The organism is Meiothermus sp. (assembly GCF_037443965.1).
GTDB lineage: Bacteria > Deinococcota > Deinococci > Deinococcales > Thermaceae > Meiothermus.
This window is the reverse complement of the sequence record NZ_JBBINI010000003.1, coordinates 1-23,442: the sequence shown is the minus strand read 5'-3', so window position 1 is coordinate 23,442 and position 23,442 is coordinate 1. Positions and strand designations below refer to the sequence as shown.

Below are 23,442 nucleotides of genomic sequence, written 5' to 3'. Positions count from 1 at the left end.
AGAGCTGTAATGCCGCCTGGAGGATTGCCATGAGCCCCGTGGTGCAAATGCACGGTGTGACCAAGGTCTACCGCTCGGGCTCGAGCGCCCGTACGGTGGAGGTGCGTGCGCTTGCGGGCGTGGATCTAACCATCTACCCCGGCGAGTATGTGGCCCTGATGGGGCCTTCGGGCTCGGGCAAGTCTACCCTGATGCACATCATCGGTCTGCTCGACTCCCCCACCGAGGGCGAGTATAGCCTGGGGGGAGAGCCGGTGCGCGGTCTGAGCGAGGCGCAACTGGCCCGCATCCGCAACCAGCGGGTGGGGTTTGTGTTCCAGGCGTTTTTCCTGCTGCCGCGTCTCACCGCGCTGCACAACGTGGCCCTGCCCCTGGTCTACCGGGGGGTGTCGGTAGCCGAACGGCTCAAACAGGCAAAAAGGGCGCTCGAGGCGGTGGGCTTGGGCGACCGCCTGGATCACCTGCCCTCCGAGCTTTCGGGCGGGCAGAAGCAACGGGTGGCCATTGCTCGAGCCTTGGTGCAAGAACCCGATTTGCTGCTGGCCGACGAGCCTACCGGCAACCTCGATTCGAAATCCTCCGACGAGATTCTGGCCCTGTTTGACGACCTGCACCGCCAGGGCAAAACCATTGTGGTAGTTACCCACGAGCCCGATGTGGGTGCCAGAGCCCAGCGCATCGTGCGGCTGCGCGATGGCAAGGTGGCCGATGGAGGAATGGTATGAACCCGGCCAAGGACGCTCCCCTCAGCCCATCGCGTGTGGGTCAGTCTGGGATGAACCCGCTCGAGAACTTCCGCATGGCCTTTGAGTCGCTGTGGGGCAACAAGCTGCGCAGCTTTCTGGCCTTGCTGGGTATCGTGATTGGGGTGTTCGCCGTTACGGCCATGATCTCGCTGGGCCAGATGGCCACGGCAGGCATCACCCAGGACTTGGAAGCCGTGGCCGGTCGCTCGATCTTTGTGCAGCCCAATTTCAACGAAGGCCAAGATTTCAATTCGGCGCCTATCCGCGATGTGGACATTCAGGCCCTACAACCGCTGCCCGTCACGGTTATCCCACAGCTCTTTACCAATATCCAGTACGAAAGCAAGCCGGGCGAGCGGCGCTCTATGCAACTCCAAGGAACTCCTGGCGATCTCCCCAAACTGGATCCCACCAACAAAATCGCTAAGGGGCGCTACTTTACCGAGGCCGAGGCCAGGGGTGGACTGGCGGTGGCGGTGCTCTCTGACCGGGCTGCCAAAGACCTTTTCCCAAACAGCGAAGCAGTAGGGCAGATCGCCCGCCTGTACTACCCTGGTGGTGCCCGCATAGACCTCACGGTGGTGGGGGTGCTGGAGCCACCCAGCGGCATTTTTGGCGGTTTTGGTTCTACCGCAACCGTCTATGCACCTATCCAACTGATTTGGAACACTTCACCGGCTGCCCGCAAAGGCCAGTACGACTTCGTCATCATGTCCCTTAAAAAGGGAGCTGACTCGAGCCAGGTAACCCAGCAGGTTCGGCGTATCTTCGAAAACCGCTACGGCAAGGGCAAGTACCAGATTCAGTCCACTGAAAGCTTCCAGGGCACCTTGCAATCCATTACCCTTATTCTGCAAGCACTGCTGGGGGCCATTGCCGGGCTTTCGCTGCTGGTGGGTGGCATCGGCATCATGAATATCATGCTGGTGAGTGTAACCGAGCGCACCCGCGAGATTGGCCTGCGTAAGGCTTTGGGAGCTACTTCGGGACAGATCCGCCAGCAGTTTCTGATCGAAGCGGTGGTGCTCACGCTGGTGGGGGGAATTCTGGGGGTCGTGCTGGCGGCAGGTCTGCTGCTTCTGATTACCGCGACGGTTCCTTTCTTCAAAGTTTATATTCTCAATCCCACGACGGTGTTTCTGGCTTTGGCGGTGAGTGCGCTGGTGGGCCTGTTCTTTGGGGTATGGCCTGCGGCGCGGGCGGCCGTGCTCGACCCCATCGAGGCCCTGCGATACGAATAAAAAACCAGGGATGCGAAAATCCCTGGTTCTAGGTTTTGGTGTCTGGGTTTAGCGGAAGTACAGCCGCGGTCCGAATTCGATCCCCAGGAAAAAGTCGCTGGCTCCGCCGGAGAAGCGTAGGGCGGGTTGCAACTCCACAAAGAAGTTAAAATCACGGGTCACGGGAATTTCCAGCCCGGCATTGCCATTGATGCTGAACAGCGTGCCACCGCCCGCTACCAGGCCCAGGCCACCGCCAAAGTAGAAATCGAGACCACCGCTCGAGCGCAAAAAGTAAATCACATCGGCCCCAATACCAAACTGGGTTCCACCGCCCGTAAACAACCCAAAGCCACCCCGTAGGGCCAGGGGACCTAGCACATTCTCGGCGCCCATCCGGGCCTGAACGCCCAGGCTGAACCCAGGAACCAAGCTCATGTTTCCACTGGCAACCTCGCCAAACAGCCGTCCCTGGGCGAAAGCCCCGCTCAAGATTGCAACCACTACAAGCGTTATCAGTTTCTGCATAAAAAACCTCCACCAGGAAGTATAACAAAGCGCCAACGAATACAAACCTTAACTGGATTAGTACCAAGTTTGGTTGGATACAGTCTTCTGTTGGGGGAAAATCTACCCAAACTGGGGGGTATGGGGATAGACGCTTATTGGGCTGCTTTGGGTGGAGTGTAGACATCTACGGGGGGTGCGATAGGCTAAAGTAATAGAGACCTATGAAACTCGATGATGTGCTGGCTAAGCGGTTTGTTTGCCGTAAGTGTCAATCCACTGGAGCTCTGGTCAAGCGGTTTGCGGCGACTGGAACAGGGCTCTCGCGGATGTTTGATATCGAGCACAACGTTTTTATTGCGGCCTCGTGTGAAAACTGCGGTTATACTGAGGTATACAACCCAGAAGTACTGGAAGGCAAGGACGATGTGGGCGCGGTGATGGATTTATTGTTTGGGGAGTAGAAAATGGCAGCAAAGCCTCCTAAAAAACCCCTGAAGAACCTGCGGCGCTATGGTCTGGCGACGGTGGGTGTTGTGGCAGCAGTAGGTGGTATGGCGGGCAATCTGGGCTCGATCATAGATCTATTCGATCGCTTTTTTGGCGCTGATGAAAGCACCAAGGAGGCAACCTTGCCCAGCGTGCCCATCGCCGGAACCTGGCAGGCCGAGGTGACCTATGACTGGGGTGCCAAATATACCGAGCGTTTCAACTTCAAGGTGGATGGTGGCGAGGTGGGAGGGACTGCTACTTATCTGGGTCGGGCGCGGGGCATCCTCGAGGGCAAGATGGTTGGAGACAAGCTCACTTTTGTTCTAAAAACCCAGGAAGTCCTGGGCAGCAGCCCATCCAGAGAGGTACAACACCAGTACCAGGGGGTAGCCTCCCCCAACCAGATTCGCTTTGTGCTTCAGACAACGGGTGGCTACAGCGAACATGTGCCGGTAGAGTTTACTGCTCAGCGAGTCCCTTGACCCATGTCACAATTGCTCGACAAATTCCCAAAGAACATTCAACATGACCTCGCAGGTCACGCCTGCAAGTGCTTTTGCCAACGTAGCGGCGAAGTGAGCGAACTCTCGAGAGAGCTATGTGGTGGCACCTAGCGTAATTGCCGATTGAAGCAAGCCCTTACCCCGGGGAAGGGAGCCTTGATAGCAGTTTTCCCTTTGATTGTAGGCACGCAAAGGTCAAACTTGGAGATGTGGGTGTCAGTTGTTCTATATGATAGCTCATAGGAGCTTAAGGGGTGATTTGGGGTGCCTCAGTTGTATGCACCCAAACAGGTGGATGGTTTTTGGCTCACACGCTATGTATGCCGGGTATTTTTACCATCTCACTGGACTTTGAGCTGTACTGGGGGGTACGCGACAAGCTGACCCTCGAGCAATATAGTTCCAATCTTTTGGGAGCGCGCCAAGCGGTTCCGGCACTGCTGGAACTGTTTGGAAAATACGAAATTCACGCCACCTGGGCCGTGGTGGGCTTTTTGATGTTTGAAAACAAGGCCCAGTTGCTGGCCGGTCTACCCCGCCGCAAGCCCCACTACACCAATCCCAACCTATCACCCTATACGGTGCTGGATCAACTCGGCAACGACGAGCGCGATGACCCTTACCACTACGCGCCCTCGTTGGTACGCCGTATTGTGGCCACCCCACACCAGGAACTGGCCAGCCATACCTTTAGCCATTACTACACCCTCGAGCCCGGCCAGACCCTGGAAGATTTCCGCGAAGATCTGCAGGCTGCCTTGCAAGTGGCCCAAGGTTATGGCAATCACCCCACCACCCTTATTTTTCCCCGTAATCAGACCCACCCCGAATATCTAGAGCTTTGCCGCGAGATGGGGTTTCGGGTCTACCGGGGCAACGAAGAAATCTGGTTCTACGAGGCGCAGAGCGATGAACGCCTGACCCTCATGCACCGTGCTTCGCGCTTTTTGGATACCTACTTCAACATAGCCGGAACCCATGCCTATCCCTTGCCCCAGGTACCGGATGGGCTGATCAATCTTCCTTCCAGCCGCTTTCTGCGTCCTTACAGCAGGCGCTTGTGGTTTTTAGAACCTCTTCGCCGGCGTCGCATTGTGCGCTCGCTCAAGTATGCAGCCCAGACCAACCAGATTTATCATTTGTGGTGGCATCCGCATAACTTTGGGGTGAACCTCGAGCAAAACCTGGCTTTCCTCGAGTCGGTGCTGAAAATCTTTGATAAGTTTCGCCGCCAGTATAAGATGCAGAGCCTGAACATGGCGGAGGTCGGCCAGTTGGTCTTGGGAGAAGCCAGAAGGTAGTACCGTGAGTGAAGAGCAGGAAAGGGCTTTGGCAGGGCAGTTGTTGGCAAACTCGGAATGGCCCCGCTGTCGTGTTTTGCCAGTGTGAAAACCGGTCATCTTTTCCCAGACCACATTTGGGGGCAAAATAGTGGAAATGCAAACCACGGTTGCGGCCCCAGCTACCAAAAGCCTGACCCGCTCGAGCCCCGGGTCCCAGGTGTTGATGCGCGGGCTGCTCTTCACCCCCTCCATCCCGCGCTATGCTGCCGCCAAGCTGTTGGGTAAGCGCTACCCACCCCGGGCGCTTTCCCTGCAACTGGCCACCCTGCCCGAACCCGAACGCCCCCAGGGCTTCGAGCGCCTCAAGGTGCGGCTATCGGGCATCTGCGGGAGCGATCTGGCCCTGCTCTACGGCAAACAGGCTCCCACTCTTTCGGGGATGTTCTCCTTTCCGGCGGTTTTGGGGCACGAAATTCTGGCCGAGCTGGGCGGGGTGCGGGTGGCGGTCAATCCGGTGCTGGCCTGCCTCGAGCGCGGCCTGCCGGACTGCCCGGCCTGTGCCAGGGGCGACGATCACGTCTGCTTCAACGTAGCCGAAGGCAACTTTGGGCCCGGCATGCTGGGCTTCTGCAAAGACCTGGGTGGGGGTTGGGCCCAGCGCATGGTGGCCCATCGCGAACGCATCTTTCCCCTTGACGAGAGCGTGCCCGACGAGCGCGCGGTACTCGCCGAGCCCACAGCGGTAGTGCTGCACGGACTGCGGCAGGCCTGGGGCAAAGGCAAACCCCGCCCCAACCCAGAAATCCATCACACGGATTGGCGTATGAACTGGCCCGCCCGGGTACTGGTCATCGGGGCTGGAACCATCGGCCTGCTAGCCGTCAAAATGCTGCGGGTGCTGGGGTTTGAGGGGCCTTTGTGGGCTGTGGCCCGTCACCCCCGTCAGGCCGAGCTGGCCCGACGCTTTGGTGCCAACCAGGTTTTTTCGTCCACCCAGGCAGCCCAGCAAGCGGCTGGCGCCCGGCGCTACCGGGGTATTCTGGGGTCTACCGCCTGGCGGGGCGGTTTTGAGGGGGTGGTGGAGGCCTCGGGTTCACCCAGGGGTTTACAGGAGGCTAGCTGGGCCGTGCAGGAAGGGGGGCGGGTCTTGCTGCTGGGGGCTCCAGCCACCACCTTCCACGACTTTTCGCCATACTGGTTCCGCGAGATAGGCCTGATTGGAAGCTATGCCTATAGCTGGGACGACTTCGCCCAGACGGTCAAGCTGCTGCCCGAGATGGAGGGGGTAGAGGCCATGGTCACCCATCAGTTTGGTTTGGAAGCCTGGCCCGAGGCCATCAAAACCGCGGCCACCCGGCGGGGCATCAAGGTGGTGTTCAAACCTTAATTTCTTCCGCGTCGCACATTTTTCCCCATCGTGGAGCAAGGGTGCATCGGGAGGGTTTATGACAGAGGACAAACCGGGTAGGGAATGGGTCACCATTGGTTTAGGGGCGGCGGTGTTGCTGGGGTTTGCGGCCCTGGTGGTTTACATGCTCGGCCTGCTTACCACCGACGAAACCACCTGGAGCCGGGCGTTATACCTGTTTGCTGGTGTGGAGGCCATCGCCTTTGCGGCGACGGGGTATGTGTTTGGCCGGGAGGTGCACCGCACCCGGGCCGAACAGGCCGAGGCCCAGGCCCAGCACGCCCTGCAGCAGTGGCAGCAGTGGAGCCAGCGGGCCCTCGAGGCCGAGGCCAAAGGCCAGAGCCTGGGTGTCGCGGTAGGCATGTTGGCCCAGCAGCATTCGGAGCTGGCGCCGGTGGCCCAGATGGCCCAGCAGCTTTTCCCGAGCAAGCCCTGAGTCCCCTTTTGCGCTAGTCTGGAGGCAGTATGCCCATCCGCGAGTTCCGCATGGACGACTACACCACTGTCCTGGCCCTCTGGCAGGACGCGGGCCTGGAGATCAACCCCTCGGATAGCTTTGAGGGGTTGCAAAAGAAGTTGGGGCGCGACCCCGATCTGTTCTTGGTGGTCGAGGAGGACGGCCAGATTCTGGGGGCCTTGCTGGCAGGCTACGATGGGCGGCGGGGCTGGCTGTACCACATGGCCATCCATCCCTTCGGCCAGGGGCAGGGCTGGGGCAAGCGGATGATGGAGGAGCTCGAGGCCCGCCTCAAAGCCAAAGGCTGCCAGAAGCTAAACCTGCTGGTGGAGCCCTCCTACACCGGGGCCCAGGACTTCTTCGAGCGGCTCGGCTACCGCCGCGACGACCTGATCTTCATGGAGAAGTGGCTGGCCTGAGCCAGGCCCAGCCTACCGAGGGCGTTCTACGGCTGCGCTGCCCCCGCCGCGGCGGGTGGGTTCGGCAGCGGCGGTGAGGGTACCGTCTGGGTTAAACGCGATGGCGGTCAGGGCGCCGATCTCGGCGAGGGGTGCCCAGCGGTGGCCCAGAGCAGCCAGGGCCTGGGCTTCTGGGGTACGCTCGAAGCCGCCATCCACATTGGTGGTCTGGGTGTTGCGCTGGCTCAGGCGGGGGGCGGCCAGGGCTTGGTCAATGGGCAGTCCGAAGTCCAGTACGTTTACCAGGGTTTGCAGCACGGTGGTGATGATGGTGGCCCCGCCCGGCGAGCCCAGGGCCAGCACCGGCTTACCATCGCGGAAGACCAGGGTGGGGCTCATGCTGCTGCGGGGGCGCTTGAAGGCCTCGGGGCTGTTGGGGTGTGGGACGGTGGCATCGAAGTCGGTGAGCTCGTTGTTAAGCAAGAACCCATACCCTGGCACCACCATGGCGTTGCCACCGGTGGATTCGATGGTAAAGGTGTACGAGACGATGTTATCCTCTTTGTCGGCCACCGTGAGGTGGGTGGTGGACTCACCCTCCCGGCGCGTACCCTGGGCCTGAGGGCGCAAGGGTGTCGAGGGGTCTTGCTGGAAAGGGTAGGGGTCACCGGGGCGCACAGCACCCTCCGGAGCCCGTTCCCCAATGGCTTTGCGCCGCTCCTCGGCATACTTCTTAGAGAGCAGGCCGCTCAGGGGAGCATCTACAAACTCGGGGTCGCCCATGTAGGCGTTGCGGTCGGCAAAGGCCAGCCGGGAGGCCTCGAGGTACAGGTGCAAAGCCCGCTCGCGCGGCAAGGTCGAGAGATTGTAGCCCTCGAGCAGGTTTAGAGCAAGTGCGATGGTGGGTCCGCCGCTGCTGGGCAGGCCCATGCCGTAGATGGTATAGCCCCGGTAGCTGCTCTGAACCGGGGGGCGGATCCGGGCCTCGTAACTCTCCAGATCGGCCAAGGTCACGTTGCCTTTGCGGATGTTGGCGCTGACCCCCGGTGCGACAGGAGGGTTGTTGACGGTGTTGACGATGGCCTGGGCAACCGGGCCGGTGTAAAAAGCCCGGCTACCGCCAGAGGCCAGCAGCAGGTAGGTGCGGGCCAGGTCGGGGTTTTTGAAGGTAGAACCTACCGCCGGTACGCTGCCCCCCGGCAGAAAGAGGTCGCGGGTGGAGGTAAAGTAGCGGAAGCGCTCGAGGTTGGCCTGGGTCTGCGCGGCAAAGGTGGCATCTACCGTGAAGCCCTGCTGGGCTACCCGGATGGCCGGCTGGAGTACCCGCCCCAGGCTCAGGGTGCCGTAGCGGCGCAGGGCCTCTTCCCAGCCCCGCACGGTGCCCGGCACCCCCACCGAAAGGCCGCTGTTAACCCGTTCGGCAAAAGGAATCGGGCGCCCATCGGGCCCGTTAAAAACGGTGGGCGTGAAAGAAGCCGGGGCTACCTCGCGGTGGTCAATGCTCACCACCCGGCTTTCTTTCGCCAGGTAGACAAGCATGAAACCCCCACCCCCGATGCCACAGGAGTAGGGCTCGGTGACACCCAGCACTGCTGCCGCAGCCACGGCAGCATCCACTGCGTTGCCACCTTGGGCCAGGATTTCCATGGCGGCACGGGTGGCCAGGGCATCCACGGTGGCAGCGGCCCCGCCAGTACCTGTAGCGGTGGGCTGAGCCAGGGCCAGCCCTGCACAAAAGAGGAGGAGGCTTGCATATTTTTTCATACGAACTTTTATACGAAACTTGAGGTTTCGGGAAGTGTGTTTTCCACCCAAGTGTTGAAAAATCCGGCACAAGGCCTCGGTGGCGTAGAATAACCCCCATGTGGAACTACATTTTGCTGGGCTTTGTGCCGCTGGCAGTCGCCCTGGAAGTCCTGCACGCGCCGGCGGTCTGGATTTTTCTGGTATCGGCCCTGGCTTTGCTGCCGCTGGCGGGTTTGATGGGCCGGGCCACCGAGGAACTGGCGGCCCGCGCGGGCAGCACGGTGGGGGGCTTGCTCAACGCCACTTTTGGCAATGCGGCGGAGCTGATTATCGCCATCGTGGCCCTGCTGGCGGGCAAAATTGAAGTGGTGAAGGCCAGCATCACCGGCTCGATCCTCTCCAACCTGCTGCTGGTGCTGGGGCTCTCGATTTTTATGGGGGGTCTGCGCTACAGCACCCAGCGCTTCAACGCCCAGGCTGCGGGCGTGATGACCTCGCTGCTAACCCTCACTCTGATTGCTTTCATGCTGCCGGCGTTCTTTGATATTGCTGAACGCAACTTTTTCAAGGTGCTCGATCCGGCGCTGCCCGACCAGATGTTCAGCCTGGCTACTGCCGGGGTGCTGATCCTGATCTACCTCTCCAACATCTACTTTTCCCTCAGAACCCACAAAGACCTGGTCTCGGGCCTGTCCAATGAAGCCCACCACGAGGCCCACTGGAGCCCGTCGGTGGCGGTGGGCGTGCTGGCGGCGGCCACGGTGGGGGTGGCGGTGATGGCCGAGTTTTTGGTGGGGAGCCTCGAGGAGGCCACCCAAACCCTGGGGCTTTCGGAATTCTTTGTGGGCATCATCCTGATACCGCTGGTGGGCAACGCCGCCGAGCACTTTGCGGCGGTGGTCTTCGCCATGAAGAACAAAATGGACCTGGCGGTGCAGATTGCGGTGGGCTCTTCCCTGCAGATTGCCCTTCTGGTGGCGCCCATCCTGGTGATCGTGGGCTATCTGGCGGGCCGCCCCATGGATCTGGTGTTTCAGAACCCCTTGGAGCTTGCCGCCCTGGCGGCCTCGATTCTGGCGACCAACGCGGTGGTGCGGGACGGAGAAAGCCACTGGCTGGAGGGGGTGATGCTTTTGGGGGTGTATGCGCTGCTGGGGTTTGCCTTCTTCTTCACCCCAAGGTAGTGGCGCACGACTTGCTAAAAATCTCATTTGCTTTTTTGCTATCCTCAGGTTGGTAGGGGAGTAGCCTCCTTATTGTTCAACCGTCAGTACAGGGTTAAACCCTCGGTTGATCAAACGGCGCGAAGGCCGTAGGCGAGACCACCACGACACCTGGGGCCGTGGTGTTTTTTGTTTGCACGGTCTGTGAAAGGGGGAGTTTGCTATGGTGACACAAGCGACATACTGTCCCGACTGTGAAAACGGAGAGTGGGCGCTAATCCCTTATCCGGGCGCAGGGTCTCGTACCTGTAAATCATGCGGTGCGGTCTGGCCCACTGCCCAGCAGCAACAAGATCTGCTGGATGCGCTCTTTTTGGCTGAACTGGATGCGCTGGTGGAGTACAGGGTCTACTGCCGCTGGGTTCCGGGGACGATGGACAGGGTAGAGATGTGGCTCGGAGCGCTGGGAGAACGCTGGGAAGTGAAAATTGACTGGGTGCGCCAGCAGGTTGGACATAGAGCCATCCATGAGCTGTATTTGCAGGGCAAAACCGAGTTTGGTTGCGACCTGGGATTTTGGCAAAGGGCCAAGGCCCAACCCTGTAACGCACCTTCATCTTTAGGGAGGTAGGTATGGAGAAAAAATCGAAGGATGACCGCAAATCCATCGAACCTCATGAGTGGTTCTGGAGCATTCTAGGCATGGTGGTGTTTGTGGTCCTTGGGGTTTACACGCTGATGTCCGCTTCTGCAAGCGGATAGAAAGTAGCGTGACAGAAAATGTTTTGACTGACTATTGCCAATGAGTCAATTGCGTTCTCCCAACCCAACCCGATTGTTGAATCCCCGTGTGAAAATGGCCCCAGGCAATCTGGGGTCATTTGTGCTTATGTGGCTTTTACGTCCTATTCATGAAGGTTGCACTAAGAGCTGGTTCATACTTTTAGCTAGACTTAGGTAGTCTCGCTAACAAACTGCTTTGTCTCACGTGTTATGGTAGCAGCGTAAGGCACTCCAAGCAGATAGGGAGTGGGAAGGGGAGAAGACATGAAGAGTGTATTTGCTTTCCTAATCGCACTGGGTTTAGGCGTAGCCCTGGCCCAGAAAGGCCCCATCACCGTCGGCTCCAAGATCGACACCGAAGGTGCGGTGTTGTGCCAGATGGTCAAGATTCTCCTCGAGGCCAACGGCTTCCGCGTTAACGACAAGTGCTCCACCGGCACCACCGACGTGGTGCGCAAAGCCCTCACCTCGGGCGAAATTGATCTCTACCCCGAGTACACCGGAACCGCGCTGGGGGTGTTCTTCAAGGACGACAAGGACGCCGCCGCCGTGACCCGCGACGCTGCCAAGGGCTTCGCCAAGGCCAAGGAGCTCGATGCCAAAAACAACATCGTGTGGCTCAACGCCGCCCCGGCCAACAACACCTGGGCCATCGCGGTGCCACGCGCACTGGCGCAGCAGAATAACCTCCGCACCATGGCCGACTTCGCCCGCTGGGTGAATGGCGGCGCACAGGTGCGGCTGGCCGCCAGCCAGGAGTTCGTAGACCGCGACGACGCGCTTAAGGCCTTCGAGAAGGTCTACAACTTCAAGATGAAGCCCGAGCAACTGGTGATTCTGCCCGGCGGCAACACCACCCAGACCCAGCAGGCCGCGGCCCGCGGCACCAACGGCGTGAACGCTGCCATGGCCTACGGCACCGATGGGGGCATAGCGGCGCTGGGCCTGGTGGCCCTGACCGACCCGCAGGGCGCGGTGGCGGTCTACCAGCCCGCTATCACCGTGCGTAAGGCTGTCTTTGACCGCTTCCCCGAGCTGGCGACGCTGATTAACCCGGTCTTTGCCGCGCTCAACGAGGCCACCCTCTCGCAGCTCAACGCCGAGGTGGCGGTGAACGGCAAGAACCCCGCCGAAGTGGCGCGGGCCTTCCTGCGCGCCCGGAACTTCATCCGCTAGCTGCCGGCGCCCATCGTCATGCGCCGTCCGCCGTCGGTAGCGCCTCGGCTTTCGCCCAACCCAGTGGCCTTGCTGGCTGCTGGGTTGGGGCTATTGGCGCTGCTGTTGTCCTGGCTCGAGCTCAAGCCCAGCCGCATCGCACCCGGCGAGGCCTTTGGGGTATGGGGCTGGCAGAGCTTGTGGCCTTGGGTGCTGGTGGCCTTATGGCTGTTGATCGCGCTGACCCGGGGGCGCCTACAGGGGATTTTGCTGGGCGCGGCGCTGCTGGTTTGGGGTTTGCTGATCGGGCAGGGCTCCAACTTCCTGCTGAACAACCAACCCGAGAACGCTCGAGTCTCTGCTACTGGGGGCTTGTGGCTTGCGCTATTGGCGCTGTACGTGGGCTACTTTGCGGCCTACCACGAGGGGCGCGGCTGGGCCGTTCTGTCGGCCCCGCTGGCGCTGGTCGCGCTGCTGTTGCTGGGCGTCTTTGATCGGCTGGGGCCGGTGCTCGAGTTCGCCGCTTGGCGCGAGCAGTTCGGCACAGAACTGTGGCGGCATCTCTCGCTGGCTGGCAGCGCGGTGCTGCTGGCAGTGGCGGTAGGGGTACCGCTAGGGGTATTGGCGGCTCGAGGGCCGCGCTACGGCTGGGTTCTGGGCGTGACCGGCTTCTTGCAGACCATCCCCTCGCTGGCCTTGTTCGGGCTGCTGCTGCCGCTGCTGGCGGCGATCTCGCAGGGGCTGCGCCTTGAAGTCGCGCTGGGCATGATCGTGCTGGGAGTGTTCGCCTTTCGCCTGCTGTGGGCCGTGTCGGGCTGGCTGGCCGTCCCGCTGGCGCTGCCACTGGGCTTGCTGGCGCTGGCGATTGCCGGGGCCTGGCTCAACAACCTGCTCGGCCCCGACCCGTTGCGCGTCGTGCTCGACGCACCCCTGCAAGAGTCGGGTGTACGGGGCATCGGCGCAGCCCCCGCCGTTTTGGCCCTTACCCTTTACGCGCTGCTGCCGGTGGTGCTCAACGCCTACACCGGCCTGCGCGGCGTGCCCGAGGCCGCTCGCGACGCCGGGCGCGGCATGGGCATGAGCCCCGAGCAGCTCTTCTGGCGGGTCGAGCTGCCGCTGGCCCTGCCGCTGATCCTGGAGGGCATCCGCGGCGCAGCCTCGCTCACCATCGGCATCACCACCGTTGCGGCGCTGATCGGTGCGGGCGGGCTGGGCTTCTTCATCCTGCGCGGAGTGGAAGGTGGCGCACCCGACATGGTTTTGCTGGGCGCGATCCCGATCATCCTGCTGGCCCTGCTGGTGGACTCGGCCCTACGGTTTGCAAGCATGGCCCTTAGACGGAGGGTGGGAATTTGATTCACTTCGAGAATGTCATCAAGCGCTACGGGGATTTCGAGGCGCTCAAGGGTGTGAGTCTTGAAGTGGCCGAGGGTCAGTTGGTGACTTTGTTGGGGCCTTCTGGGTGTGGCAAAACCACCCTGCTTCGCATGGTCAATCGCCTCATCGAGCCCAGCGAAGGCACGGTGTTTGTTGGCGAGCAGGACGTGCGCAAACTGGACGAGGTGGAACTGCGCCGGGGCATCGGCTACGTGATCCAGAGCATCGGGTTGTTCCCGCATATGAGCGTTCTGGAGAACGTAATGGTGGTGCCCCGCCTGCTAGGCTGGAGCAAGGAAAAGCGCGAGGCCAGGGCCAGGGAGATGCTGGGGCTGGTGGGTCTGGAGCCGCAGACGTTCGCGGGGCGTTTCCCGCGCGAGCTCTCGGGCGGTCAGGCCCAGCGGGTCGGGCTCGCCAGGGCGCTGGCCGCCGATCCGCCGGTGCTGCTGATGGACGAGCCTTTTGGCGCTGTAGACCCACCCACCCGCGAACGCTTGCAGGACGAATTTCTTAAGCTGCAAAGCGAACTCAGGAAGACCGTTCTGTTCGTGACCCACGACCTCGAGGAGGCCGTCAAAATCTCCGACCGCATCTGCTTGATGAACGTCGGGCAGGTTGAGCAGTACGATACGCCGGAAGTGCTTTTGCGCAGCCCCAAGACGCCTTTCGTACAAGATTTCTTGGGGCCATCGCGCACCCTGCTGCGGCTCTCCCGCATCCCGCTGAACGGCCTGGTCGAGCCGCTGGGCACACACCGGCCCGCCGTCAGCATCAAGTCCTCAGCGATGGCTCGAGATGCCTTCTCGCTCTTGCTTGCCAATGGCATCCGCAACCTGGGTGTGACCGACGAGGGAGGTCAGGTGGTGGGGCTGGTGCGCCTGGAGTCGCTCCTGGCTGCGGCCTCGGAGGAGGATGCGCCCGCTGCGCCGGTGCGCTCGGAGAGCCCGTGAGTACTCGGACGGCGGCCCCTTTGCCGACTCGCAGGTACGCGGGCTTCCCGTTGCTGGCCCCGCTGTTGTTGTGGATGGTGCTGCTCTTCCTGTTCGCCCAGCAGGCCTGGTGGAAGGTGGCGCTCTCGGGGCTGTTCCCCAGCGCCCGTAGCCCCATCTTCGAGCGCGAGACCCTGCTCAACCTGGCCCTTCAGCACCTCGCCATTACGGCGGGGGCGGGGGCGCTGGTTATCTTGATCGGGCTGCCATTGGCGGTCTTTGTCACCCGACCGGTGGGGGCCGCTTTCCGGCCCCTGGCCGAGAATATCGTGGCGGTGGGCCAGACCTTCCCGCCGGTGGCGGTGCTGGTGCTGGCCCTGCCCTTCTTTGGCTTCGGCTCCACCGGGGCGGTGTTGGCGCTGTTCCTATACGGCTTGTTACCGGTGGTGCGCAACAGCCTCGAGGCCTTTGCCTCTTTGCCCGCCGATGTGCTGGATGCGGCCAGAGGGATGGGCTATTCGCGCTGGCAGACGCTCTGGCGCGTCGAACTGCCGCTGGCCCTTCCGGTGATCCTTGCGGGCGTCCGCACCAGCCTGGTGTTGATCCTTGCGACCGCTACGGTGGCCCCGCTGGTGGGTGGCGGTGGGCTGGGCGTGCCGATCATCGCAGGGCTGGCGGTAAGCAACCTGGCCTTCGTGGCACAAGGAGCCATCGCGGTTGCCTCGTTGGCGCTCCTGCTGGACTGGACGATGGGGCGACTGGAAAAGGCGCTCACGCCCTGGCGCAATTAGTGTGTTCGTTTTCGTAGGGGCGACCAGTCGGTCACTACGCCCTTGCATCCTCGCTGGTTCAATCGTGGACACCCAAGCCCGTGGTAATGGCTCGGTAATTGCCCGAACGTAGGCTCGGCCTAAGAAGATCTGGGTGTAGCCTATGACCTACGATCAGACCGAAGATTTCAAAAAAGAATCTGCTCAAAATTCGGCGGCCCTCACTGCTGGTGGTGGGCCTGGGCTTGTTCACAGTCTCGCTTGTGCTAGCCCGCAACTCCATGCTCGAGGTACTATGGTTCGGTCTGCTGGGTGGAGTGCTGGTCGGCCCCGTGATGCACTACCTGCTGGGCAAGGTGCTGATACCGCTGGGCTTTGGGCGGCTCTGGTGCGGCTGGGCCTGCTGGACAGCAGCGATCCTTGACCAACTGCCCTACCGCCAGAGCCCCAATCACCTCGGCCTGGCCTGGGGCAGAGGGCGCTACGTGGTCTTCGGAACGAGTTTGCTGCTGGTGCTGGGTTTGTGTTTCGGCTTCGGCTACCAGGCTGGTGCACTGGGCCACGACGCGGCATACTGGTTCTTGTTCGGGAATCTGATCTATTGGTCGGTGGGCATCGCCTTATAAGAAGTCCTTTTGATTTATTCCCTTAATATCCCCCGGCCATCAGTGGAATAGGGTGTAGCCCTGGGTAAGCGCTGGCTGGGTTAAATGGTGTTTTAGTCGGAGTTCCAACCGGGGGTGGTGCTGATGTTGGGCCAGTTGCATGGCTCCACTTTAGTGGAAAGAGTATTAAAGATTTCTTATTACGCCGCTTTTAGGGTTGGTCACAGGCCGAACTGAAATCAAATCTTGCGCTGGACGATAAGCGCAGCGGCATTGTCGGGCGCACCGGCCTCGAGCGCCCGTTGCACCAGGGCTTCGGCGGCGGCCTGGCAACTGTCGGCCTGGCTTAGAATCTGGGCCATCTGGGCCTCGGTCACCTCGCCCCAGACCCCGTCGGAGAGCAGCACCAAAGCCTCGCCCACCTCGAGGGTAGCGGAAGGCTGGCCGGTGGTGGCCTCGAGGGTCTCCACGTAGCCTTCCTGCGGCTGGCGCAGGTTGCCCAGCGAGCGCAAGACCTGGTTGCGGTCGGGGTGGTGCATGGCCTCCTCGCGGGTGATCATCTGGCTGGCCACCAGGGCGGCGACCAGCGAATGGTCGCGGGTGAGCTGGCGGAGCTGGCCCTGGCGCCAGAGGTAGATGCGGGTATCGCCCACGTGGGCGATGGTGTAGCGCGCGCCCCACAGGATCACCCCACTCAGGGTACAGCCGCCGTCCTGCCCGGCCAGGGCCTCGAGCACGGCCTGGTTGGCTTCCCACACCAGCCGCACCCCCCAGTCCGACTGGGCCTGGGGGTGGTCGAGGGGGTGGGGCAGGTCGCCCCCGATGAAGGTCTCGACGGCGGCCTGGCTGGCCCGCTCACCCGCGGCCATGCCGCCCATGCCGTCGGAGACGCAGGCCCGGAGCAGCAGGGTGCGGCCAAACTCCGACTGGATGCGCTCGAGGCGATACGAATAAGCATCCTGGTTGTAGTGGCGGCTGGGGTTGAGGCCCACGCTGGTGGCCTCACCGAACTCGAGCACCACCTCCACCTCGCGCGGGCGCGCAAGCTTCTTGAGCAGGGCCAGGGCTTGCTGGGGCGTGGCCCGCTCCTCCAGCGGGGCCAGCATCTGCGCGAGGGCCTGGGGCACGCCCGGCAGGGGGATGCCGGCCAGCAGCAGCTCGCTGGGCCCCTCAATGGGCAGGGGGGTGCCGGTGAGCAGTTCAAACAGCAACGCCCCCAGCAGATACACCCCGGTCTTGCTGCTGGCGGGAACCTCGGCCAGCACTTCCGGGGGGGTGTAGCCCTGCCGCCAGACCTGGGGTGGCGGCTCGCCTTGGCGGGCCAGGCGGGGGGGCAGGGTGAGCCGGAGGCCCTGCTCGGTCCGGGAAAGCGCTCGAGGCTCGAGGTCCACCAAGGCCAGCCCCTTGAGCTCTAGGAAGTAAACCAGCTGGGCCAGCGGCTGCACCACGGCCAAAGCGTTCGGCAAAGCGAGGGGCGGTTGGATGGGCTGGCCGTCCTGGGCCTCGAGGGCCATCCCTTCGGAGCCGTTATAGACCAGCCGGGGCAGTAGGCGGTGGTTGCCCAGCCCCGCTAACAAGCTGCCCTCGTGTTTGGGTTTGACCAGTAGCCTGGTTTCCCCTTGGATTGCGGTGATCCAACCTCCTAGATAGGCATTGCCTGCTTTGAAGGTCAGGTGACCCCAGGTGTGGGTGGAGCCGGGCTCGAGTTCATCGTTTTCCACTGTGGAGGGCAGGATGGTTTCATCCAGGAAACCCTCCTCTTCTGTGGCAGAGCGGGCCTCCGGTGAGGGGATGGGGGATTCCACTCCCGTGGGGGCGATCTCTTCGGGAGAGAGGCCCATGTCGGCATGGGTCATGCCTTCGGCCTCGGCCTGCAGAACTTCTTGGCTGTCCTGTTCGTCTACAGGACGCTCGTCTGGCATCTTTAGCCCTCCTTGAAAACCAGGATCACATTGCCAAAAGCCAGCTCGTCACCATCCTTGATCTCGGTGGGCTCGACCAGGCGCGGCGAGTAGGCTTCCTCGCCCGCTCGCTTGATGAACACGCCGTTGGTAGAGCCCAGGTCGCGCACTTTCCAGACCCCATCAAAAAACAGTTCGGCGTGGCGGCGTGAGATATTTTCGGCCCCCGCTACCCCGGTCAGATCAATCTCTACCGGGCCAGTGGAGGCATCGAAACGTCCCACCACCAGGCGGGGGCCTTGTAGGGGAATGGTGTCGTTGGTGAGGGCACCAAAACGCTTGAAGATGAGTTGGCCGGGCCGAAAAGTGGGGGCTGCCGGTGCAGCAGGTGTGGCGGAAGTGGATTCAGTAGCCTCGGCCCCTGGAGCACCTTCGCTGGGCGGTGTTTCAGAAGCGGGCTCAGTGGAGGGTGCTTCGGGAGCCGTTTGAGCCGGAGACTCGGAAGCTGGCGTCTCGGTTACAACGGGTTCTGGGGGGGCGGCTTCGGGGGTGAGTTCTACCCCGCAGCTTTCACAATACTGGGTTCCATCGGGATTCTCGGTTCCGCATACCTTACAAACGATCATGGATTACGCTCCTCTCTTCGCCGTTCGCGGGTCAAGCGAACGATACCACCAAAACATAGAATCAGCATGGCCACTGCAAGGCCGCCGGGCTCGAGAATTTCCCCCTGGGCAGGGTCGGCCCAGCGAAAAGCTGCCGCCAAGCCCAATACAACCGCCAACGGGAGGCTCTGGCGCTCCAAGAGCAGCACCCCCAGATAAACGGCCCCCAGGATGATGGCTATCACAGCCCCTTGTTCGGGCAGCAGTAAGTTGTTGTAGATCAAGAGCCCTACGCCTCCTAGCACCATCAGAGGCAATAGCCAGACCACCTGCGTTACTAGAAAACTCAAGGTATAGAAAACCCCCAGCACAATTGCCGAGTAGAACCCGGCCCGCAGCCAGGGAAAGACTTCAGGGTAGCCAGGTACCAGGGCATTAAAGTCGCGCTCGAGCTGTTCGTCTAAGGGCTGTAAAAAGGCTTGCAGCGTGACGGGACGCACTTCAAAGAACAAATAAAACAGCGCCAGAAAGGCTACCAAGGTCAGCAAATTGAGCCGCAGGTTGAGCGACCGGGAGGTAGCCCTGGGGGCTGGAGCCGGACTTGGGGTTGGGTTAGGCGTGGGCGTAGGGGTGGGTTGAGGTTGCGGAACGGGTGCAGGGGCAGGTTTGGGGGTGGGTGCGGGGGCTGGGCTGCGCACGGGAGCCAGGGTGAAACGGGCCTCGAGGTGGTTGCCAGCGCGCAACTGCACCTTGACCTGCTGTGGCTGAAAGCCCCTGGCATCGGCGTACAGGGTATAGGTACCCAACGGCAGGCCGCGCAGATCAGTGTCGCCCTGTACGACTTGCTGGAAATTGTTAGGGCCTTGCAGACGCACGGCAGTCTGAGGCGGGCTCACCCGGATCGAAAGACTTCCAGCAGCGGGGGTGGGGGCTGGGGTGGGCTTGGGGGCTGGAGTGGGTCGTGGGCGCCCCCCTTGTAGCAAGCTACGGAACTCCGCCACGCTTTGGGGGCGCTGGTCTACGCGGATTTCTAGGGCACGGTTTACAGCGGTCTCGAGGCCATCGGGGGTCTCGCGTGGCAGCCGCAGGGGCTGGTTGTGTTGCACACGGTCGGTGGCGGCGGGTGGTACTACCCCCATCAGTGCATGGTAAAGTGTGGCTCCCAGAGCGTAGATATCGGTATAGGGGCCGAACTTGCCTGCAGTGCCGTACTGCTCCAAGGGGGCATATCCGGGGGTGACCAACCGGGTGTGGCTCACGGTCTTGTTGCGAGCAAACTGCCGTGCCGAGCCAAAATCAATCAGCACTACCCGCCCGTCTTGGTGCAAAAACACATTGTCCGGCTTGATATCGCGGTGCAGCATCCCTGCCTGGTGTACCACCTCCAGCGCATCCAACAGCTTGAGTGCGATATCCTGCACCTCGCTAGCGGAAAGCTTGCCTTGTTTCTCGATACGCTTGCCCAGGGTCTGGCCCTTCAAAAACTCCATCACCAGGTAAGCGGTGCCGTTTTCTTCGAAAATATCGAACACCCGCACGATGCCTGGATGGTTGAACTTGGCCATCACCCTGGCCTCGTCCTCGAATTTCTCCATGGTCTCCAGGAAGCCCGCCCCAATCAGACTGGTGGGCGGCACCACATTGCGCGAACTGGCTTTGCGCGACGACCCTTCCGGGAACAGTTCCTTGATAGCAACGGGGCGATTTTCCTGGGTATCGGCTCCGAGATAGGTTATGCCGAACCCACCTTGCCCCAATACCTTGCCAAGGGTGTAGCGCCCGCCGCGTAACCGTGTACCCACCGGCAGGTGTTGTTCTCCCGGCATGGCAATGCTCATGCCGCACGTCGGACAGATGGCGGCATTGGTAGGTACCGGACTGGCGCAGTAGGGACAACGGTCCATGTTCAAGCAGGGGGATAAGGAGGCAGGGGGATAGAGGGGTGAAATGGCTTCATTTCATGGTGATGCAGCATTACCCCCATTCTGCTCTTCTCCACACCTTTTTAATATTTTTTCTCAAGCGCTTGGTGCCTATGCTCCTATCAAGCACCGGTCATCTTGCGAATTTCTTCATCGGAGGGCAGATCACTCCCACCCGGTGCAACCTCCGGCTCTTGTTTGAGCACCTGGGTCTTGGCCCCAATCTTAATGGTCTTGGCGGTGCCGATGCTGATGGTCTTGCTGCTCTTGAGCTCGCCCACGGCCTGGTCGAGGGCCCGGGTCATGGCGGTGTTGCCCAGCTTGATGGTCATGTTACGGGCTAGTTCCAGCGTCTTGGCAGCCTTGGCAGGGTCGGTACGGGCTTCCTGGGTGGCTTGCTTGACCAGCATCTCGATGTTGCGCTGTTGCACCCACTGCATCACCTGGGGGTCAATTTTGGCGGTCAGGGTTTCGTCGGTGGTGAACTCCACCACGATGTCCCTGGGGGGCACTTCGCCCCGATAGCCCTTACCGGGTACCTCGTAGGTCAGGCCCATCTGGGCCAGACGGATGCGCGAGGCGGGGCGGGCGGGCAGGGTGAACTCGAGAATAAACACCGTCCAGTCGCCCTTGACAGCGTTGCCGAGGGGATGTGGCGTAGCTTTTAGGTCTACTTCACTCTGGGTAGGATAGACCCGTGTCACCCGATCCAGCGTCACGTCCTTGACGGTCTTGACCGCGAGCGCGATGTTGGTAATAACCTCGTTGGCGGCATTCTCCAACTCGCCCAGGATGGCCTGAGGCAGTTCGGTAGCCCGCAGACTGGGTGGCAGCGGATTTTGCGTGTCAGGCACGATATGAAAGGGCTTGCCCTGGGTGCGGTCGGTGATCTCGGTGAGGAGGTCGTCGTTCCAGTCGTCACCCACCCCGATGGCCGTTACGGGGATATGGGCCTCGGCCAACTGCTGGGCGGCCTGCTCGACCAGCGGCTCATCGAAAGCCTGCCCGTCTGTCAGGAGCAGCATCCGGCGGCTGCCGCTTTCTCTGTGGAGTTGCTTCATACCTTCCAGCATCCCGGCCCCCATATGGGTTCCACCCGAAAACTGGGTAAGCTGTTCAGCGGCAGCGATCAGCTTGGCCTTGTTGGCAGCATCGGTGAAGGGCTGTACCACCCCTGCGTAGTCGTCGAACTTGATCAGGGCTAGACGATCGGAAGGCTGGAGCTCACGGCTGTTGAGCAGGTTTTGCAGGGCCTCCACCACCAGATCCATCTTGCTTTTGGCCCCGCGCACCACTTCATATTCTTTGCCGTCAATTCGGACGTTTTGCCCGGTGCGATGGGTGGGTTCCGTCACCACTTCACGCATCGAACCCGAGGTGTCCACCACAAAGGCCACAGCCAGCTGGGGCCTGGCTGCCCCTGCTTCAGCCTGAGGGCGTACCTTGAGGGCGAGAAACATCTTCTGGCCGGGCATGTTGGCCATCAGGTATTCGCGGTGGGGTTGCAGACTGGTCTCGAGCATACGCCTCCTATGAGTTCAACCGATTCTTGGGAACGGATCCTTACAAGCCCAATGGAAATATCCCCTTTTTCCATTAAGGCGATATATAACGCCATTAGCAGACACGGGCACACCTACAAAAGATTGTAGCTTAAGCGGCGAACAGCGTTGTAACGGGATGGGTTTTGATTGGGTTTTATAGTGGATGTTTTCTTTTGGAGCAGGGCCGCTGGCATGGTTGTACCCTCATACCACATCACCTATCGCACTGCACTGAAAGCCGATAGCTCAGGATGCAGTCCTATACACTAAAAGGCTGGGGTTGGGGAGGTCTTGGTGGTATCGTCCAGCAAGCTGAGGGGTTCCTGGGCCAGGGTTCGCAGCGCTTTGCGACGACGGCTCTTGAGCTCCTTGAGATCGAGGCGCTCGAGCTTGAGCCGGTTCAGGGCGTAGTCGAGATAGACCGCCTGGGCCTCCGGGGCTGTCCCACCCAGTACCTTGCGCCGGGCCAGGAAGCGCTCGGGTTCCAGGGCCCGCAACAACTCGGGGTCGCCAAAACCCAGGTGGCTATGCAGGTCGTCCAAGCCCAGTTGAGCCACGGTGCGACCCTCGTTGCTGAGCTCGCGCAGCATTCCCTGTACTTTGGGATAGGCCTCGGCTAATGATAGGTGTTGTCCAGAAACCAGTACATCTACCAGTTCGGAGGCCAGCACACTGCGGTCGCTCAGTCCCTGCGCCAACACCTCGGGTACAAAGCGGCTTTCTTGCAAGGCTACCCGCAAGAGCGCCACCGCTCCTTCTGCCGCATAAAAAAGCCCGTGCAAGGGCTCGAGCACTGCCGGGCCATGGTCGTTTACATCGCCAAAGGGGGTGCTGTAGTTGAGGTGGCCCAGGGTGGTGGGGCCGCCCATCAGTTCAGCCAGAAAGCCCCGCACATGTTCCAATACCACCGGATTGACCTTTTGCGGCATGATCGAGGAACCCTGGCTAATTTTTTCGGCCACCAAAAACCCACCCTGTTCGGCCCAGAACAGCAGATCGGCCACCAAGCGCGAGAGGCTGGTAGCCATCCCGGCCAGCGTGTAGGCGATTTCCAGCGCCCAGTCTCCGGAGGCCACCGCATCGTAGGTGTGCTCGAGGGTGCCACCAAAACCCAGCCAGCGGGCCAGGGCTTTGCGGTCTACCGGATAGGGGCTGCCTGCCAGGGTAGAAGCTCCCAAAGGACACTTGTCGGTGGTCATGAAGGCTGAGCGTAAGCGCTGATAATCGCGCGAGAGCAGGTTTTCGACTCCGGTCAGGTAGTGTCCTAGGGTGGTGGGTTGGGCTGGGCGGTGGTGGGTATAGGCCGTGAGGAGGGTCTGGCGGTGGGTCTGGCCCAAACCCAGTAGTTCTCGCCGCAAATCCGATAGCGCCGTCAAAACCCGCAACAGCCGCTCACAGGCATAGGCGCGAAACACCGTCAGGTCGAGGTCGTTGCGGGAGAGACCGCGCCGCAAGGCTCCGGCGATTTCGTAGCCAAATCGCTCCCGCAGGTGAAAGTCTATGGTGAAAAACACATCCTCCAGCTGTCCACTAAAGCCAGGGATGGGGTCTTTACGCAACTCGCTCAAGGCCCAGGCAGCCTCCCTGGCCTCGGAAATGTTCAGCTTGCTAAGACCTAGCGCATAAGCGGTAAGGGCATCGAAAAAATAATCACCCAGATGTTCTTTGGCAAAGCGGAAGTGCCGTTGTAACACCCAGCGACGGTACAGGTTGTGCCAGCGCATATGCACCTCCACAGGAGCGGTTGCTCGAGAAACCCTCCCACAAACAGAATATACCGCTTGAATAGCCACAAGATATGCCTTCGTGTGCTACCTGCAGTCTACCCTTCCACCCCCGCCATCCTGAGCAGAAGACGGCTGCGGATGAGGTTGTGCACCAGCAGAATCAGGTTCACCCGCGCCAGGAAACCTGCAAACGACCGGGCC

Annotated in this window: 23 protein-coding genes; 16 read left to right on the top strand and 7 right to left on the bottom strand. The window is 61.4% G+C overall.

Annotated features, from left to right (window positions below; genetic code table 11):
* Positions 1-29 precede the first annotated feature (29 nt).
* The gene (locus WKI89_RS02475; protein ID WP_337867642.1) at positions 30-725 is read left to right on the top strand and encodes an ABC transporter ATP-binding protein; all 696 of its coding nucleotides are present in this window, start codon (positions 30-32) and stop codon (positions 723-725) included.
* A complete protein-coding gene (locus tag WKI89_RS02470) occupies positions 722-1,987 on the top strand; it encodes an ABC transporter permease (RefSeq protein WP_337867641.1) in 1,266 nt (421 codons plus the stop codon). Before WKI89_RS02475 ends, WKI89_RS02470 begins: the two co-directional genes overlap by 4 nt.
* Before the next feature lie 48 nt (positions 1,988-2,035).
* Here WKI89_RS02470 and WKI89_RS02465 read toward each other — a convergent pair whose 3' ends face one another.
* Positions 2,036-2,494, bottom strand: a complete 459-nt coding sequence (locus WKI89_RS02465; RefSeq protein WP_337867640.1) for a hypothetical protein — start codon at positions 2,492-2,494, stop codon at positions 2,036-2,038.
* Between the two features lie 203 nt (positions 2,495-2,697).
* Here WKI89_RS02465 and WKI89_RS02460 point away from each other — a divergent pair, with 203 nt between their 5' ends.
* The 6 genes from WKI89_RS02460 to WKI89_RS02435 all read left to right on the top strand — a co-directional run bounded on the left by WKI89_RS02460 (position 2,698) and on the right by WKI89_RS02435 (position 7,035).
* The gene (locus WKI89_RS02460) at positions 2,698-2,937 is read left to right on the top strand and encodes a zinc ribbon domain-containing protein (protein WP_337867639.1); all 240 of its coding nucleotides are present in this window, start codon (positions 2,698-2,700) and stop codon (positions 2,935-2,937) included.
* A 3-nt stretch (positions 2,938-2,940) separates the two neighbouring features.
* Positions 2,941-3,447, top strand: coding sequence for a hypothetical protein (locus WKI89_RS02455; RefSeq protein ID WP_337867638.1), 507 nt, complete (start codon positions 2,941-2,943; stop codon positions 3,445-3,447).
* Between the two features lie 341 nt (positions 3,448-3,788).
* Positions 3,789-4,769, top strand: coding sequence for a polysaccharide deacetylase family protein (locus WKI89_RS02450; RefSeq protein ID WP_337867637.1), 981 nt, complete (start codon positions 3,789-3,791; stop codon positions 4,767-4,769).
* 205 nt (positions 4,770-4,974) lie between these two features.
* The gene (locus tag WKI89_RS02445) at positions 4,975-6,138 is read left to right on the top strand and encodes a zinc-binding dehydrogenase (protein WP_337867767.1); all 1,164 of its coding nucleotides are present in this window, start codon (positions 4,975-4,977) and stop codon (positions 6,136-6,138) included.
* 58 nt (positions 6,139-6,196) lie between these two features.
* The gene (locus tag WKI89_RS02440; protein ID WP_337867636.1) at positions 6,197-6,595 is read left to right on the top strand and encodes a hypothetical protein; all 399 of its coding nucleotides are present in this window, start codon (positions 6,197-6,199) and stop codon (positions 6,593-6,595) included.
* 29 nt (positions 6,596-6,624) lie between these two features.
* Complete coding sequence (locus WKI89_RS02435) at positions 6,625-7,035, top strand: GNAT family acetyltransferase (protein ID WP_337867635.1); 411 nt, start codon at positions 6,625-6,627, stop codon at positions 7,033-7,035.
* A gap of 12 nt (positions 7,036-7,047) precedes the next feature.
* Here the strand turns inward: WKI89_RS02435 and ggt are convergent, their stop codons facing one another.
* The gene (ggt, locus tag WKI89_RS02430) at positions 7,048-8,778 is read right to left on the bottom strand and encodes a gamma-glutamyltransferase (protein WP_337867634.1); all 1,731 of its coding nucleotides are present in this window, start codon (positions 8,776-8,778) and stop codon (positions 7,048-7,050) included.
* Positions 8,779-8,876: 98 nt separating this feature from the next.
* Here ggt and cax point away from each other — a divergent pair, with 98 nt between their 5' ends.
* The 8 genes from cax to WKI89_RS02390 all read left to right on the top strand — a co-directional run bounded on the left by cax (position 8,877) and on the right by WKI89_RS02390 (position 15,563).
* Positions 8,877-9,944 carry a calcium/proton exchanger gene (cax, locus tag WKI89_RS02425; protein ID WP_337867633.1) on the top strand — a complete coding sequence of 356 codons (1,068 nt, stop codon included), beginning with the start codon at positions 8,877-8,879 and terminating at the stop codon, positions 9,942-9,944.
* 202 nt (positions 9,945-10,146) lie between these two features.
* Positions 10,147-10,554, top strand: a complete 408-nt coding sequence (locus WKI89_RS02420; RefSeq protein WP_337867632.1) for a hypothetical protein — start codon at positions 10,147-10,149, stop codon at positions 10,552-10,554.
* A gap of 2 nt (positions 10,555-10,556) precedes the next feature.
* A complete protein-coding gene (locus WKI89_RS02415) occupies positions 10,557-10,685 on the top strand; it encodes a hypothetical protein (RefSeq protein ID WP_337867631.1) in 129 nt (42 codons plus the stop codon).
* Positions 10,686-10,970: 285 nt separating this feature from the next.
* Complete coding sequence (locus WKI89_RS02410; protein ID WP_337867630.1) at positions 10,971-11,882, top strand: ABC transporter substrate-binding protein; 912 nt, start codon at positions 10,971-10,973, stop codon at positions 11,880-11,882.
* 18 nt (positions 11,883-11,900) lie between these two features.
* A complete protein-coding gene (locus tag WKI89_RS02405) occupies positions 11,901-13,217 on the top strand; it encodes an ABC transporter permease (RefSeq protein WP_337867629.1) in 1,317 nt (438 codons plus the stop codon).
* Positions 13,214-14,188: an ABC transporter ATP-binding protein gene (locus WKI89_RS02400; RefSeq protein WP_337867628.1), complete on the top strand. Its 975-nt coding sequence runs from the start codon at positions 13,214-13,216 to the stop codon at positions 14,186-14,188. Before WKI89_RS02405 ends, WKI89_RS02400 begins: the two co-directional genes overlap by 4 nt.
* Entirely contained in the window at positions 14,185-14,958 is a 774-nt protein-coding gene (locus WKI89_RS02395; RefSeq protein WP_337867627.1) for an ABC transporter permease, read from the top strand. Before WKI89_RS02400 ends, WKI89_RS02395 begins: the two co-directional genes overlap by 4 nt.
* 242 nt (positions 14,959-15,200) lie before the next feature.
* Positions 15,201-15,563 carry a hypothetical protein gene (locus WKI89_RS02390; protein ID WP_337867626.1) on the top strand — a complete coding sequence of 121 codons (363 nt, stop codon included), beginning with the start codon at positions 15,201-15,203 and terminating at the stop codon, positions 15,561-15,563.
* 218 nt (positions 15,564-15,781) lie between these two features.
* Here WKI89_RS02390 and WKI89_RS02385 read toward each other — a convergent pair whose 3' ends face one another.
* The 5 genes from WKI89_RS02385 to WKI89_RS02365 form a co-directional block, all read right to left on the bottom strand.
* Positions 15,782-17,464, bottom strand: a complete 1,683-nt coding sequence (locus WKI89_RS02385) for a protein phosphatase 2C domain-containing protein (RefSeq protein ID WP_337867625.1) — start codon at positions 17,462-17,464, stop codon at positions 15,782-15,784.
* A 2-nt stretch (positions 17,465-17,466) separates the two neighbouring features.
* Complete coding sequence (locus WKI89_RS02380; protein ID WP_337867624.1) at positions 17,467-18,069, bottom strand: FHA domain-containing protein; 603 nt, start codon at positions 18,067-18,069, stop codon at positions 17,467-17,469.
* The gene (locus tag WKI89_RS02375) at positions 18,066-19,874 is read right to left on the bottom strand and encodes a protein kinase (RefSeq protein WP_337867623.1); all 1,809 of its coding nucleotides are present in this window, start codon (positions 19,872-19,874) and stop codon (positions 18,066-18,068) included. Before WKI89_RS02375 ends, WKI89_RS02380 begins: the two co-directional genes overlap by 4 nt.
* A 218-nt stretch (positions 19,875-20,092) precedes the next feature.
* The gene (locus WKI89_RS02370) at positions 20,093-21,493 is read right to left on the bottom strand and encodes a VWA domain-containing protein (RefSeq protein WP_337867622.1); all 1,401 of its coding nucleotides are present in this window, start codon (positions 21,491-21,493) and stop codon (positions 20,093-20,095) included.
* Positions 21,494-21,780: 287 nt separating this feature from the next.
* A complete protein-coding gene (locus tag WKI89_RS02365) occupies positions 21,781-23,238 on the bottom strand; it encodes a lyase family protein (protein ID WP_337867621.1) in 1,458 nt (485 codons plus the stop codon).
* Between the last annotated feature and the right edge of the window lie 204 nt (positions 23,239-23,442).